The sequence below is a fragment of the Psychromonas ossibalaenae ATCC BAA-1528 genome (genome assembly GCF_000381745.1).
Classification (GTDB): domain Bacteria; phylum Pseudomonadota; class Gammaproteobacteria; order Enterobacterales; family Psychromonadaceae; genus Psychromonas; species Psychromonas ossibalaenae.
In genome coordinates this window covers 1-14136 of the sequence record NZ_KB906998.1, presented here as the reverse complement: position 1 = coordinate 14136, position 14136 = coordinate 1, and the positions used below count along the sequence as shown (strand labels likewise).

Annotated in this window: 16 protein-coding genes and 1 riboswitch; of the genes, 8 read left to right on the top strand and 8 right to left on the bottom strand. The window is 42.3% G+C overall.

Annotated elements, in window-relative coordinates; translation table 11 throughout:
• Positions 1 to 59 precede the first annotated feature (59 nt).
• Together G327_RS0115110 and G327_RS0115105 are read left to right on the top strand one after the other, a co-directional pair.
• Entirely contained in the window at positions 60 to 1502 is a 1443-nt protein-coding gene (locus tag G327_RS0115110) for a methyl-accepting chemotaxis protein (RefSeq protein WP_019615638.1), read from the top strand.
• A 129-nt stretch (positions 1503 to 1631) separates the two neighbouring features.
• The gene (locus G327_RS0115105; RefSeq protein ID WP_019615637.1) at positions 1632 to 2441 is read left to right on the top strand and encodes a substrate-binding periplasmic protein; all 810 of its coding nucleotides are present in this window, start codon (positions 1632 to 1634) and stop codon (positions 2439 to 2441) included.
• A 29-nt stretch (positions 2442 to 2470) separates the two neighbouring features.
• On the opposite strand, the gene nqrM is transcribed toward G327_RS0115105, so the two are convergent.
• Genes nqrM through G327_RS0115090 form a run of 3 tightly spaced genes read right to left on the bottom strand, consistent with a single transcriptional unit; the run spans position 2471 to position 3367 of the window.
• Positions 2471 to 2668: a (Na+)-NQR maturation NqrM gene (gene nqrM, locus G327_RS0115100; protein WP_019615636.1), complete on the bottom strand. Its 198-nt coding sequence runs from the start codon at positions 2666 to 2668 to the stop codon at positions 2471 to 2473.
• 16 nt (positions 2669 to 2684) lie between these two features.
• Positions 2685 to 3053: a NifB/NifX family molybdenum-iron cluster-binding protein gene (locus tag G327_RS0115095; protein ID WP_019615635.1), complete on the bottom strand. Its 369-nt coding sequence runs from the start codon at positions 3051 to 3053 to the stop codon at positions 2685 to 2687.
• Positions 3050 to 3367: a DUF134 domain-containing protein gene (locus G327_RS0115090; RefSeq protein WP_019615634.1), complete on the bottom strand. Its 318-nt coding sequence runs from the start codon at positions 3365 to 3367 to the stop codon at positions 3050 to 3052. Before G327_RS0115090 ends, G327_RS0115095 begins: the two co-directional genes overlap by 4 nt.
• Before the next feature lie 585 nt (positions 3368 to 3952).
• A riboswitch (purine riboswitch) is annotated at positions 3953 to 4052 on the top strand.
• A 24-nt stretch (positions 4053 to 4076) separates the two neighbouring features.
• Between G327_RS0115090 and add the strand changes: the two genes are divergently transcribed.
• On the top strand, positions 4077 to 5072 hold the full coding sequence (add, locus tag G327_RS0115080; protein WP_019615632.1) for an adenosine deaminase: 996 nt from the start codon (positions 4077 to 4079) through the stop codon (positions 5070 to 5072).
• A 295-nt stretch (positions 5073 to 5367) separates the two neighbouring features.
• On the top strand, positions 5368 to 6300 hold the full coding sequence (locus G327_RS0115075; RefSeq protein ID WP_019615631.1) for a glycoside hydrolase family 130 protein: 933 nt from the start codon (positions 5368 to 5370) through the stop codon (positions 6298 to 6300).
• A gap of 10 nt (positions 6301 to 6310) precedes the next feature.
• On the opposite strand, the gene G327_RS24845 is transcribed toward G327_RS0115075, so the two are convergent.
• The 3 genes from G327_RS24845 to G327_RS0115060 form a co-directional block, all read right to left on the bottom strand.
• A complete protein-coding gene (locus G327_RS24845) occupies positions 6311 to 7216 on the bottom strand; it encodes a magnesium chelatase ATPase subunit I (RefSeq protein WP_019615630.1) in 906 nt (301 codons plus the stop codon).
• A gap of 162 nt (positions 7217 to 7378) precedes the next feature.
• Positions 7379 to 7774, bottom strand: coding sequence for a hypothetical protein (locus G327_RS0115065; RefSeq protein WP_019615629.1), 396 nt, complete (start codon positions 7772 to 7774; stop codon positions 7379 to 7381).
• Positions 7775 to 7886: 112 nt separating this feature from the next.
• Positions 7887 to 8138: a hypothetical protein gene (locus G327_RS0115060; protein ID WP_019615628.1), complete on the bottom strand. Its 252-nt coding sequence runs from the start codon at positions 8136 to 8138 to the stop codon at positions 7887 to 7889.
• Between the two features lie 176 nt (positions 8139 to 8314).
• Between G327_RS0115060 and G327_RS0115055 the strand changes: the two genes are divergently transcribed.
• A complete protein-coding gene (locus G327_RS0115055) occupies positions 8315 to 9121 on the top strand; it encodes a Cof-type HAD-IIB family hydrolase (protein ID WP_019615627.1) in 807 nt (268 codons plus the stop codon).
• 55 nt (positions 9122 to 9176) lie between these two features.
• Here the strand turns inward: G327_RS0115055 and G327_RS0115050 are convergent, their stop codons facing one another.
• Complete coding sequence (locus tag G327_RS0115050) at positions 9177 to 9404, bottom strand: cysteine-rich CWC family protein (RefSeq protein ID WP_019615626.1); 228 nt, start codon at positions 9402 to 9404, stop codon at positions 9177 to 9179.
• Entirely contained in the window at positions 9388 to 9936 is a 549-nt protein-coding gene (locus G327_RS26890) for a hypothetical protein (RefSeq protein ID WP_019615625.1), read from the bottom strand. Before G327_RS26890 ends, G327_RS0115050 begins: the two co-directional genes overlap by 17 nt.
• 744 nt (positions 9937 to 10680) lie before the next feature.
• Between G327_RS26890 and G327_RS0115040 the strand changes: the two genes are divergently transcribed.
• The 3 genes from G327_RS0115040 to G327_RS24835 form a co-directional block, all read left to right on the top strand.
• Positions 10681 to 11571 (top strand): early set domain-containing protein, encoded by an 891-nt coding sequence (locus tag G327_RS0115040; RefSeq protein WP_019615624.1) that lies wholly within the window; start codon positions 10681 to 10683, stop codon positions 11569 to 11571.
• On the top strand, positions 11483 to 12778 hold the full coding sequence (locus G327_RS24840) for a hypothetical protein (protein ID WP_169337242.1): 1296 nt from the start codon (positions 11483 to 11485) through the stop codon (positions 12776 to 12778). Before G327_RS0115040 ends, G327_RS24840 begins: the two co-directional genes overlap by 89 nt.
• Before the next feature lie 669 nt (positions 12779 to 13447).
• Positions 13448 to 14136: hypothetical protein (locus G327_RS24835; protein WP_033298400.1), on the top strand; the 689-nt coding region annotated here is incomplete at its 3' end.

Genomic DNA, 14136 nt, shown 5'->3' with positions numbered 1-14136 from the left:
ATACGTATATTCTAAAAGCAATGGAAAAAAAATTCAGCACCACATAGTAGGGATAGCTTATGAAAGAAGTACAGTTTCGCAACATCGATAAATTATTTATTAAAATGTCGATTAATGACAAATTTATGGTTATTTTCGGTTTGTTTTTAATCGTTTTAACAGCTCTATCAGTGGGACGTTACCAGAACTCTATTGAACAGATTGAACAACAGTCAATGCAGGCACTCGAGCAGCGGCTGTCAGGCATGGTGCAGGCAATGGAGTCGTCAGGACAGACGGATAAATTAGCTTCACTCGGCCTGCAGGTTTCAAGGTCAGCCGCCGATTCTTCACGTCGCCAGGAGATGCTCACCGCAGTCGTTAAAACAAGTTCGCAGCAGTATGTTTCTTTATCTCAAAAAGCCCCCTATCAGGAAAAAGGTGCTAAAGAGCAGGCTTTTTACTCATTTCTGCTCTCTTTTCTATGGATACTGCCTTTCACATTAGCGCTGTACTGGACTGCCACATTTATCGGCGGCGCATTATGGGTGCTTTGGGATACAACAGAAAAGATTGCCAAGGGTGATCTGACTTCCCGTTTAGGCTTCCACCCGGGACGTGACGAATTCGGTACAATCGGCTGTGCACTCGACAAAGCGATGGATACCCTGACCGAGTTAGTGGTAACAGTAAAAGAAAATGCACAGACACTGCACACCACTTCATCTTCATTTGCCGATGAAACAAAGCAGAGTGAAGAGCAGGTAGAGCAGCAGTACACTTCCTTGGATTCAGTTGCAACGGCAATGGAAGAGATGACCGCATCTTCACTAGAAGTCACTGATATTTCTAAACTAGCATCGCAACATGTAGAGCAGAATTCGGAATATATCAAGCAGAGCGATGAGCGGGTACAGCATGCAATCAGCGAGATCCAGCAGCTTTCCAGTTATATCGATCAAACTTCAGACTCAGTGTCTACCCTCAAAGATAATGCCACTAAAATCAACGATGTGATCACCACCATCAATGCTATTTCTGAACAGACTAATCTGCTTGCACTGAATGCGGCTATTGAAGCTGCACGCGCAGGTGAGCAGGGACGAGGTTTTGCCGTTGTTGCGGATGAAGTAAGAACGTTAGCCAGCCGTACCCAGGCGGCAACGGTTGAGATTCAGTCAATGATCGAAAACCTGCAGTCAGAAACCAACAACATTGCCCATATGACAGACAATACCGTAAAACAGGCACAGGCAAGTCGTGAAATGATCGTTAATATCGGCAGCGATGTAAACTCAATCAGTGAATCCTCACAGGCCGTGATTGATATGAGCTTTCAAATTGCAACTTCCTCGGAAGAGCAAAGTTCAGTGGCTAACAATATCTCTGCAGAGCTTAGTGATATCCGTCTGAAATCTAATACCATCAAAGATTTAGTGGCTCAGTCTTCCGAGGGCGTGGTTAAATTATCTGCAGCGTCTGAAAATCTGGGTGAAATTTTAGCCCGTTACCAGACCGCTTAAGTATTTCTTCCCCTAGTCAAAACAGGCGCATAATGCGCCTGTTTTGACTTATAGAGTATGAAAATATAACAACATTTTACACTGAAAGACACTACCCTTTATTTAGACAGATATATAAAGGGATTTCTTATGTTTCGTATCAGTTCTGCAAAAACACTTCTCAGTTTCATGCTGTTTATTCTGCTTTTAAGTATCCCGGTTCAGGCAAACCTGTCGATATGTAAACATTTAGTTGTGACTGGTAACGCGGAATACCCTCCCATTCTTTGGCGAGATCAGCATAACCCCGGAAAACTCACCGGGCTGGCAGTCGAACTATTAGAACTGGCATTAATGGACAGCGGCATTACAATTGATGCCCGGGATCGAGGCGTTTGGGCCCGGGCGCAGCAGGAAGCTAAGCATGGTGAAGTGGATATGCTTGCCGGCGCATTTATTACCGACCAGCGTCAGGAATATATGGACTATATTCTGCCGCAGTTTACCAACGTGCCGAGTGTCGTATGGGTAAAAAAAGGCAGGGAATTTCCTTTTAAAGAATGGAGTGATTTACTGACTAAAAGAGGCGGTACCTTAGTCAACAACAGTTTCGGTCAGGATTTTGATAAATATGCGTCAGAAAGATTAGATATACGTACTAGCGCCACGGCAGAGCGCTCCTTTGCAATGCTGATCGCAGAGCGCTTCGATTATGTGTTATACGAGTTATACCAGGGACTGACTATACTCGAAGTATCAGGTTTAAAAAATAATGTCACACATTTACAAGAGCCTGTTTCTATCGAGGGTCTATATTTTACCCTGTCAAAAAAATCCGGATGTAACAGTAAAGCTCTCAGAAACTATTTAAATAAACGTATTCAAGAATTAACTGATTTTAATACCTTTGATAAGCTGTTCGATAAACATATGCAGCTATGGTTAGAACAACAGAAGTAAGTCGTTTAATGAGAAAACATCGACATGCTTTAATGCGGCTTCGGCTCTTGTATTTGATATAAAGTGCGGTGCGCATCGCAGACAGCCTCGCAGTCACAGCTCGGCTCAATATCCAGGTTAACTAACCCAGCGCAGCTCCCCTGCAGTTCCCGGCGGTGAAAAATAACACCTAATGCCATGGCGCCAGCAGCCAGAGAAAAAATTATAAATGTTATTACAAATTCCATAAGCTTTTTCCTTTTGTTAAGCCGAACAACCGGAGCCTTTACTTTTTACTCCCTGCTCTGGGCGGGTTAATGAATTTTTCTGTAGACGTGCATTTTCTAATAACACTTCAGTCGTATCCCGGGTACTGCCCTGCTCAACTTTAAAACCGGAAAATAACAGTTTTGCCAGTGTTTTTTCACCTATTTTACGCACAATGACTACATCACAATTGAGTTTTTTGAGCAGTTCAATTAATAGTTTTTTTCCTGTACATCCGGATACTGCTAAACAGGGGTTCTTCTGTACCGCAACCACTCTGCCAAGTTCATTATAAAAAGTAAAAATTTCCGCCTTTGAGAAGCGCGGAGAAAGCTGTTTTTCTGTTGTAGCAATAGCGTAAATCATAATAATTCCTTTTCTAATTTTATAGTCGTCAGATTGTTTTCAGGCAGGACCAAAGCATCACCGTTAAGTAGAGCGCTGGTCACTTTGTGCCGGGCTTTTTTTATAATATTGGCAAAAGTTTGTCGTGATACCTGCATTTTTTGTGCGGCATCCTGCTGCGACAACTGCTGGAGATCCACTAAACGCATCGCTTCAAACTCATCTGCTTCAATTCTAATTTTATTCAGCTCTGAAGCGGGAATACCGTTGGGTTTGAATAAACTGAACCTGGCACAGCCGGAGGCACAAATATGTCGTTTAATTTTTGGTCTCATAACTTAATACTCAATTAATAATTATTACGCTACTCTACTCAAGTTATTGGCATATGCCAATAACTATTTTCATTTACCAATAAGGTGTCCGCATAAAGCAGCCGGAAAATACTAGCGATCAGCAGATCTTGGCACTCGCTAAAGGTACAATCCACCAGCAGGGGTTTCAGGGAATTATGCACGGCGGCTTTCTAGCAGATCGGCTTGATGCTGGTATGTGCCATCCGGTTTTCAAAAGATTATTGAGGCCGTTAGTGCAGATATGAGTATCACCTATCTTCATGAGATGCAGCTTAACAGTGAGATTTTAATCACAGGCAGAGTGATTAAATTTTAGCTGCTGTATAAAGCTGAAGCCGAGCTTTATACAAACGCCAGATTGATGGGCAAAAATAATGCCCGTTTCATGAAAATGAACCTGCAGCGAAATAGCGGCTTTTCGTACCTGATTCCTGGCAGAAAATAGACCGGCTATCAGAAAGACAAAGCTAAAAACGAGTTGTACATCTGGTATTTGTCATAAAAAAAACAAAAGTCTGACAGCACTATCCGGATATGGATTGCAGGCTAAAGTTCATGCTGATAAAGTACGCTGTTAAACTGCTTCGTATAATCCCAATGATATGGTTTGGGAGTTTCTACCAAGATCCTTAAATTCTTGATTATGAAGTCTGTAACTTTAACGACCCCTAAATAAAGGTAGAGACTTATGAATTACTTTAACTTACCGAAAATCGATCTGCACTGTCATCTAGACGGCAGCGTGCGTCCGCAGACAATTATTGATCTTGCCCGTGAGCAGAACCTAACACTTCCTGCAGACAACATTGAGGAAATTAGAAACTTAATGATTGCTCCAGAGACCTGCTTAAACTTAGATGAGTACCTGAAACGCTTTGAACTGCCTCTTTCAGTTATGCAGACCGCAGAAGGTATCGAACGTATCTCATTTGAACTTTTTGAAGATGCAGCCAAAGAAAATGTTAAATACCTGGAAGTTCGTTTTGGTCCCCTGCTGCATCTTGAACAGGGCTTAACGCTGGATCAGATCATCGGCAGTGCTGTCAAAGGCATGAAGAAAGCTGAGCAGATGTATGACATCAAGGGTAACTACATCCTGTCACTGTTAAGACATATGCCCAAAGAAACCATTAAAGGTGTTGTCGATGCGGGTGAGAAATACTTAAATAACGGCGTTGCCGCATTCGATTTAGCCGGTGGCGAAGCTGATGGATTCTGCCATGAATTCATCCCTTATGCACAGTATGCGGCTGATAAAGGTTACCGAATCACCATCCATGCAGGAGAGCAGGGATCGGGTCAGAACGTCCATGATGCAGTATCGCTGCTTGGTGCGGAGCGTGTCGGACACGGTATCCACATTACTGGACATGCCGACGCTTATGAGCTGGTCAAAAGCAAAGAAGTTGCCCTGGAAACCTGCCCGAGCAGCAATGTTCAGACTAAAGCTGTCGAAAACCTCAGCAGTCACCCGCTCAAAGCCTTCTATAAAGACGGTCTGCTGGTTACTATCAATACCGATAACCGCACGGTTTCTAACACCACTATGACCGATGAAGTGCGTAAGGTAATGGATGAGTTTGCTCTGAACCGTGAAGACTATTTTAATATCTACAAAATCAGTGTTGCCCACGCATTCGCTTCAGAGTCAGTTAAACAGCACCTGCTTCAGTTTGCAGAATAAGCTTTTGTTTAAACGCCGAGACTGTATTTAAATCTCAGCCTGCATTTATAAAAGCCGTCAGTTAACTTGTTTAACTGACGGCTTTTTTATTTCCCCCGCAGGATGTATGTCACGAAAAAGTGTAAACATAAGTAAAGAAGCTGAATAAAACAGTTGTTTGTCGATACACTCCGTTGTGGATTTACATTGTGTAAATCTATTTATTGTTCAACAAGTAAAGGTAATACGGAGCGAATCTTTTTAAAGATTGGTGATGATAGTAGAGACCTAATCATACTTTTTAAAAGGATAAGAAATGATTAAGTTAAACAGAGCATCTGAAAAACCAATTTTACAAGCAAACAAAAATAATGAATGGGAACAAGCAGCAGTATTTAACGTTGCCGCCATTGCAGATAACGGCCTGGTACATATGCTGTACCGTTCAACCAATAAAAACAGCAACGGCCGAGAGTGTGACGATTATTTAAATTATTTCGGGTATGCCGTCAGCAGTGACGGTATTAATTTTTCCAGATTAGATACCCCAATACTGGGCCCGATAAAAGACTCTCAGGAAGAGCGTGGTGTAGAGGATGCAAGAATCGTAAAAATAGACGATATCTTCTATATGCTCTACACAGGTTACGGCGGCCGCTTTGACGGCGATTTTAGAATTTGCCTGGCTACCAGTAAGAATTTAATTACCTGGCAGAGACACGGGATTGTTTTAGACGAACCCAACAAAGATGCCTCCTATTTCCCTAGAAAAATAAATGGAAAATACTATCTTCTGCATAGAAGAGCACCACATATCTGGATATGTGAATCGAACGATATGAAAACCTGGGAAAACCATAAAATTCTTTTACAGGTTAAAGAGGACAACCCCTGGGAAAATCATAAAATTGGTTTAGCCGGTCCGCCAATAGAAACTGAAAAAGGCTGGATTTTAATCTATCACGGTGTCAGTCAGGAGCACCAGGATAACTGCGGCAACGGAACCTATGCCCTTGGTATTGCCGGACTAGCAAAAGAAGATCCGACAACAGTGATATACAGGCAAAAAGAACCGATATTAGTGCCTGAATTAGAGTGGGAGAAAAACGGCTTTGTGAAAAATGTCGTCTTTAGTAACGGCCAGGCGGTAGTAGACGGAATACTCTACGTTTATTATGGCGGGGCAGATACAGCAACTGGAGTCGCCAGCATAAATTTACAAACACTGCAGGACGAACTGTTTTCTTAAAACTTCTGCACTAGCCGCCGCTGCAGCAGCGGCGGCTCAATACAAACGGCTCAACGAAATCAATATCTGCCGCCGACACTTCTTGACGTCCCTGCCAGGCAGCATGTGCGCCGGCAGCATGAAAGAGCTGTAAATCAGCACGTAAACCGTTAACCCGTGCGGCGTCGCAGCGCCGCGCAATATCATTCAATATATTATCCGAGAAGGTGACTCTGTGTAAAAGCTCCCTAGCATCTGAAATCTGCTGCTGCAGTTCTACCTGCTGCATCTGATAGAACTCACAAAATCGCCCGGGATCAGATTCAAACGCCTGGCGCGTTTTAATTATCTGCACCCTCTGATCAACGCTATAACTGCTGTCCAGCTCCACTACGAATCCAAAGCGTTCTAACAATTGTGAGCTTAACGCCCCCTGCTCCGGGTTTATTGTCGCAATCAGAGTGAAATTAGCCAGATGAACAAAACTAAACCCATAACGCTCAATTCGGTTCACACCGCTGCCCGCTACATCAAGCAGCTGAGCGACAAGTAGTTCAGGAAGCAGGTTAACCTGATCTGCATATAAGACTCCACCATGTGCTTTACTCAATAATCCCGGTGAAAAATGAACGTTCTGCTGGTTTAAAACATGGTCTAAATCTAAGGTACCAAGCAGCATCTCTTCACTGGCAGTTAAAGATACGTTCACAAAATCGGAATTATGCAGGGCTGTGCCGGGTAGAATATCGATTAGACCTCGAGATAATGTTGATTTACCGCAGGCTGCAGGGGCACAAAGCAGCAGGCCGCCGATTTTGGGGTTAATCGCGGCCAGAATTAAGGCTTTTTTACAGCGTTCCTGTCCCTGAACAGCACTAAAAGGAAATACTTTTAATCTATCGTCTGATGAACCATGAGCGCTGTTTTCTGACGACATATTACACCTCTCATAAACTGCTGTATGCTTCGTTATTAGTAATAAATTTAGTCCTAATAGCGGCACAAGACAACCGGCTAAACAAACAAAGCATATTACGACGGCAGCAGTTGAGAGGAAAGAACATTCGGATTAGGTAAACAACTGCGTGGTTTTATTGAGCTAAGCACACTGCAGATCAAAATTAACCGACCGCAGCCAGTTCAATGCTTCGCTTTTCTCCTTAAAAAAACTAAGTTTAATATTATTAAGGTTGTTGAGCATTTTTTCTATCAGATAACGCTGCAGCGGTGACAAACAGATCACGACTTCATACTTCTGGTTATTACGGTTTGCCCAGGTATTTCTATCTTCAACTAAAGCACGTATATCAGGGGTTGCCAGTTCCCACTTGGATAAATCTAATAAACATGCCCAGGGCTCTTGAATCAAAGACTGAGCGGCAGCTTTATATTCTATACAGAAGCGTTTAGCTGTTTCATAATTCCAGGCACCAAACGCCTGTACCAGAATCAGCTGTCCGGTGATCCGGATAGTAAAAGAACCATGCTCCTGCATTACTATTCCTTAAAAAGATAAAAAGTCCATTTTACAGCGAGGCTGCTACTTAATGCGCGTAATTAAAACAAGCTTCTAGTCTTAAAGCTTTGATTTTGATCCATAATCCTATTTATTTAACGTACACTTTAGCTGCGTTTATCTTAAAAGCGGGCGTGCCTCTCACTAAGGCTTCACGAGCGAATACACTGGCGCAGTTTGGACAAATGCATGTTTCTTTGGTGTAATCAATAGAAATACGTTCTTTGAAACATTTTACCAAAGCCCCTTTACCGCCTTTACGGTATTTGTACAACTGGCTCTTACATTTACTGCAGAAAATATCAACCGTCTGCACCGGCCCTTTTTTATTTGGTTTAGCCATCGATTAACAGGCTCCTGGCAATTACTGAGATTGAAAAGATTAGTCCCAATATACGCCGGGCTTACGATTTACCAGGCTGATCTTAATCAATGCATCATTAATCAGCATCAACAATATTCGATTATTTATTCAATATTGAATACACTAAGCATTGTTTAAATTATTGGGAAACATTAATGTATAAACTTGTTGCTTTAGATATGGACGGTACGCTGCTGAACAGCGAAAAAGCCTTAACTAGTAGAGTTCGAGAGGCAATTAAATCAGCCAAAGAACAAGGAATAAAAGTAGTATTAGCCTCAGGGCGCCCCTTTGAAGGTATGCTGCCGACATTAAAAGAACTGGATTTAGACGGCGCAGATGATTACGTACTGACTTACAACGCCTCGTTAATTCTTAAAGTCGCTTGTAAAAGCGTAGTCAGCAGTGCCATTCTAACCGGCCAGGATGCTATTGACCTTAACAAGTTAGCTGATAAATTGGGCGTAAATATTCTCGCTTACTCCATGACCCGCGGTTTGATCACACCTAAACAAAATGAATATACCGATTATGAAGCAAAACTTAACGGTATTGAATATTCAGAGTTTGATTTCAATATGCTTGATGCAGATGAAGATATTTTAAAGGTGATGATGATTGACCAGGAGCAGACCTTGTCAAAAGCGGTTGAGCAGCTGCCTAAGTCACTGCAGGAAAAATACTCAATGGCCAGAAGCACCCCGTTCTTTTATGAGTTTATGAATAAAAACAGCAATAAAGGCATGGGTATGGCGGCTTTAACCGCGCACCTTGGACTCACTGCAGAGCAGATAATTTGTGTCGGCGATGCGGCAAATGATTTAGAGATGATTAAATACGCCGGTCTTGGTGTCGCGATGGAAAACGGCAGCGATGAAGTAAAAGCAAATGCCGATTATATTACTGCTAGTAATGATCAAGACGGTGTTGCTCACGTATTTGAAAAATACGTATTAAACTAGTCGTCCGCCCCGTAAAAAACGGCTGCTATTCAGCTTAAACGAATACTGCCGTTTTTTATCTTTTCTCCAGCCCCTGCTTAAACAATTCAGCGTCTTCATTGTATAAACTGATACAGTTGCGGCAGATACAGGACTTACGCTTGAGGTGTTCCGGTACCAGGTCAGTCAGCGATGTCGGTATCGGCAGATCATAACACCAGCAGGGCTTGGCAGGATCAGCCTGACAACGGTTAATAGCAGCACAGAACGGACAGGTTTTATCACTACTAGTGTTGATGGTCACAATTATCACCGCAATCTTCGTGAGTGTGTTCATGGCTGTGCACATCACTAGCAAAAAAACCAAGAATCTCTGAGCTTGGGCTGAACTGATCATCATTACCGGCGATGTAGCGCAGATGTTCCCAAGTCAGCATCACAGCAAAATACAAACGAACCTGTTGTTTCTTATAAAGATTAGGCACGGAAAATAGCTGACTGCCGTTATAGCCCTGCAGATTTTCAATCATATTGACAAAACGCAGCCATTTTCTGCAGTTTCTTTGAGACTTGTTTTCAGGCATAACAAAGCTGTCGAGTACCGAGTCAAAAGATAATAATGCCTGCCAGAATTTTTTATCCGTATCTGCATTATTTAGTTTTCTCGCAGTACACACAGATTTATAAAAAGAGTTCTCACGACACTCTTGTTGATTTAAGTATTCCTGGAGCTGCACCTGAAGCAGATACCCTGCTTGGGCAAAAAACGACCTTTCATTGAAAATATAATCGGGTGTAGTGAGTTCTTGTAAGAAGTTGGTTAAATCCTGATCCACAGACAGTTCCTTTACCTAAAGAGAAAAATAATAATCAGCTTATATTACAGAAATTTTACCCGCTTATAAAATCCAATTTACTGTTAATTTTAGTTATCAGTCCAGCCTAACTTAGCCATGAAAAATCATATATATTAACTAATTCTCAGGCAGACATCAGAACCTACAAGCCATGACCATTCCGTGATGTAAACGTGACCACCGCACGTAACATCGACACCTTTCATTTTTCAAAAACATCTAAAACAAGTAAATGAAACGACATCCAAAAGAAATCAGCAAGTAAAAACAAACCACTGAAAAACAACATAAACCAACAAGGAAAACAAACCAAACAACTGATAAACAACAATAAATATTAACACACGATCTTTCACCCCCCGACTAACAGTCACTATAAAAACACCTTACCCCAAGACAAAACAAAAACAAACGAAAGTAACAAAAAGTAACGAGGCGTAACAAAAAGTAATTACACAAAGGCTCTAGAATAAAACATAAAAATCACAGCGTTATGAATTTGACATCTATATACTGCGTTTTCCATGAGATTGACCGGGCGTCGCTGTAAAGGATTATTACGCTTTGATTTAAGGAGAGTTGAGTCTGCAGCTGAACTTCCTTTTCCCGCTCCCGATAATCTCCTTGCCTCTAGTATTAAACAGCTAAGGTTGATGCCGGGAAGCATCTGTCATTTTTATAGCTGTATTACTAGAATCACATACAGATAGGACGTTAAAAAGCATGACTAACTTCAGATTTAAGAAAACACGCATTGCAACGCTTGTTTTACTGTTCAGCGGTTCGGCACTGACAGGCTGTTCAACCGACGAAGCTCAAACGCAGACCATTATTAAAAATGATCCCTTAACCTGCGAGGCACCGGAAATTTTGAATGAAAGACAAACTGCTTGTGTTACTCCGGATCCAGATAAGCCGGATGTTCCGGACCAGCCAGATGCGGCCGTAGCTCCCTATGCGGTTGATCTCTATTTAAAAGGCAGCTTCAGCGGCTGGGGCGCAGAAGATACCTACAAGTTAATTTTCAAAGATGATGCCTACTACCTTAATAATGTCGCATTTACTGCGGGTGTGCCGGAGTTTAAAGTGGCAGACGCAGAGTGGACATTGGAAACAAGCTTCACCGTTGATATTGAAAATCTGACCCAAGTTAGTCCCGGTCAGAAGTATACGCTGCAGACTGGCGACGCTGCTGCCAATATGGGCCTGCTTATTACACAAGCCGGCTTGTATGACTTCAAATTAGAAGTTGGAGATGATCTGCTTCACCCGGTATTTAGTTATGCACCAGATATCGCACCTTTAAGCTACGATCTTTATATTCGCGGCGGCTTTAACGGCTGGGGTACGGATAACCAGCTGCGTTATGTCGGAGATAACCAGTATCAGGTAACCATGCAGGTCGCTCCCGGCAACCATGAATTCAAACTGGCGGCGGCAGACTGGTCAAGCGAGTGGGTATTAGGTGAAGAAGCGCTTACAGCTGAATTAGATACCGCTTATACCATGCTTCCCGGCGGTGCAAATGCAACCTTCTTTATTACCGAGACAGGTTATTACAAATTTACTGTTGATGCATCAGATACTAATATGGTTTCGTCTGCTAGACTTTGATAATCCGTCATTATCAGGCCCGGTGATTAACTCTAAACGCCAGCTTTGGTCTGTCGGCGCTTATGTGGGTATGGTCATAGAAGATGTCTTCGGCTTTACTACTACAGATACAGGGATCAGCCTGAATCCGTTTATTACCAGCGAACTGCGCAAAGAAAAATTTGCAAACAGCACAAGCCTTAAATTACAAGGTCTGACACTAAAAGGTAAAGTAATTAACCTTGAAATTCTACTGCCTGAAGCATCTGAGGACAGCGGTTATTATTCAGTACAGAGTCTAACCCTGAACAATAAATCAGTAAGTGATCCTAAGTCTATTGCGTTCGCAGATTTAAGCGACAGCAATAACCTAGTGATTACTCTGGGTGACTTAATCAGCGGCTCAACTGCTATTACTATGGTAGAAGCACATCCGCTCAGCAATAGTGACCCCGTTGTTTTTGCACCCAAAGAGCCGTTGATCAGCAGTGTTGCAGCAGACAAAGACGGATTCCTAACGGTACAATTCAGTGATACACAAACTGGTAATATCAGCTATAACCTATACCGTAACGGCGAATTAGTGAAAACTGATGTGGCAAAAGGAGTCGTTACTGACACTCTTAAAGCGGCTGATGCCGCCGGTACTTGTTATGCTGTAGAAGCTGTCTACACTGAGACAAAAAATTACTCTCATCACAGCGCACCGGTATGCTTTGGTACAATACAAGCTATTCCAGTGACGGATACACGTGTCAGTTCAAACATCAGCACAACACCTGCTGACGAGCAGATTAACAGCGCTTATCTACATAATTGGGGAAGTTTGAACGATACGTTAACGGTTAGTGATATCACAATAAGTGCAGATAGTGATTACGATATCCAGCTGCAGTATCACAATAACTTCAATGCGATTAACCTGGGTGTTACCAACGGTGTTAAATGGCTGGAAGTTAAAGACGGAGCGGGTGAAGTTGTTGCTAAAGGTATTATTCAAATGCCGCACGCAGCGGTTAAAGACGGTAAAAAACCACTGGTTTACTCAACACCGCTTTCTGCCAGTCTTGCTGCAGGAACTTATTCTTTAGCAGTGACTGACTTCTACAATATGAGTTACCTGGAAAGCAACACCACTTATATCGCCAGCGGCGGAAAAGATGGACAAGTAAATAAGTTTGATCTTGCAGCTATCCGCATTCAGCCGGCTACTCCTCTGGCAGACTGATTTGTATATTAAATAATTAACTTATAGCGGCTAAAAAGCCCGAGTGAATTGAACTGCCCCCCAATAGTTGGACAACCAATTATTGAGGGGCTTTTTTATAATATGCCTGTCGAATCAGATAGCACTTAATCGCCCCCTTTCCCCCTGATAATATTCTGTAAATATTTCAGCAGCTCGAGTGGCTTCAGCGCCTGTACTTTAAATTAGCTCGATATAGGCCCACTTTCATGTTAACATTCCAATAACAAGCAGAGGTTTTTATTAACATGTTGAAGTTGTAAATAAAAAATAACACCTCACCTGCAAGCAGCGCTTTTATCTGTGTAAAAACAGACTACAGTCCTGTTTATATTTCACATCCGGCTATCCCCTTTATAACTTCACATAACTTCACATAACATCACATAACATCACATAACATCACATAACTTCACATAAAGTGATATAAAATCATACACTTACATAGATAACATCTATGTACCGCATTTTCCATGACCTATATACTGCGTTTTCCATGAGATTGTCAGGACGGTATGGCAAGAGTAATTCCCTTACATTATTCCTGAACATCTCTTTTTCTCTGTATTGAACTGCTGACACTTATGCCGGACGGCTCTGTGCTTTTCAGCTGCATTACTAGAATCACATATAGATAGGATGTTAAAAAACATGGCTAATTTTAGATTAAACAAAATACGCGTTACTACGCTTGTTTTGTTAATGGGCGGATCCACTCTGACCGGCTGTTCAAACGACGATGATACAAAAGTTGGTAAGTTAACCGGTGACGATATTACAAAAACAGAAATAATCATTAAAAATGAACCATTAAACTGCGAAGCACCAGAAGTTTTGAACCAGGCGAAAACTGCTTGTGTAACCCCGGCTTCTAAAGGGCCTGACGCGGCTGTTGCTCCTTATGCGGTTGACCTTTATTTAAAAGGCAGCTTCAGCGGCTGGAGCGCAGAAGATACCTATAAGTTGGTTTTCAAAGATGATGCTTACTATCTTAATAATGTCGCATTTACTGCGGGTGTGCCGGAGTTTAAAGTGGCAGACGCAGAGTGGACATTGGAAACAAGCTTCACCGTTGATATTGAAAATCTGACCCAAGTCAGTCCCGATCAGAAGTATACGCTGCAGACTGGCGACGCTGCCGCCAATATGGGCCTGCTTATTACACAAGCCGGCTTGTATGACTTTAAATTAGAGGTTGGCGATGATCTGCTTCATCCGGTATTTAGCTACACACCGGATATGGCGCCTTTAAGCTACGATCTTTATATTCGCGGCGGCTTTAACGGCTGGGGTACGGATAACCAGCTGCGTTATGTCGGAGATAACCAGTATCAGGTAAC

Coding starts and splice junctions, on each gene's coding strand:
- G327_RS0115110 (WP_019615638.1), top strand. CDS start 60: ATGAAAGAAGTACAGTTTCGCAACATCGATAAATTATTTATTAAAATG.
- G327_RS0115105 (WP_019615637.1), top strand. CDS start 1,632: ATGTTTCGTATCAGTTCTGCAAAAACACTTCTCAGTTTCATGCTGTTT.
- nqrM (WP_019615636.1), bottom strand. CDS start 2,668: ATGGAATTTGTAATAACATTTATAATTTTTTCTCTGGCTGCTGGCGCC.
- G327_RS0115095 (WP_019615635.1), bottom strand. CDS start 3,053: ATGATTTACGCTATTGCTACAACAGAAAAACAGCTTTCTCCGCGCTTC.
- G327_RS0115090 (WP_019615634.1), bottom strand. CDS start 3,367: ATGAGACCAAAAATTAAACGACATATTTGTGCCTCCGGCTGTGCCAGG.
- add (WP_019615632.1), top strand. CDS start 4,077: ATGAATTACTTTAACTTACCGAAAATCGATCTGCACTGTCATCTAGAC.
- G327_RS0115075 (WP_019615631.1), top strand. CDS start 5,368: ATGATTAAGTTAAACAGAGCATCTGAAAAACCAATTTTACAAGCAAAC.
- G327_RS24845 (WP_019615630.1), bottom strand. CDS start 7,216: ATGTCGTCAGAAAACAGCGCTCATGGTTCATCAGACGATAGATTAAAA.
- G327_RS0115065 (WP_019615629.1), bottom strand. CDS start 7,774: ATGCAGGAGCATGGTTCTTTTACTATCCGGATCACCGGACAGCTGATT.
- G327_RS0115060 (WP_019615628.1), bottom strand. CDS start 8,138: ATGGCTAAACCAAATAAAAAAGGGCCGGTGCAGACGGTTGATATTTTC.
- G327_RS0115055 (WP_019615627.1), top strand. CDS start 8,315: ATGTATAAACTTGTTGCTTTAGATATGGACGGTACGCTGCTGAACAGC.
- G327_RS0115040 (WP_019615624.1), top strand. CDS start 10,681: ATGACTAACTTCAGATTTAAGAAAACACGCATTGCAACGCTTGTTTTA.
- G327_RS24840 (WP_169337242.1), top strand. CDS start 11,483: ATGCAACCTTCTTTATTACCGAGACAGGTTATTACAAATTTACTGTTG.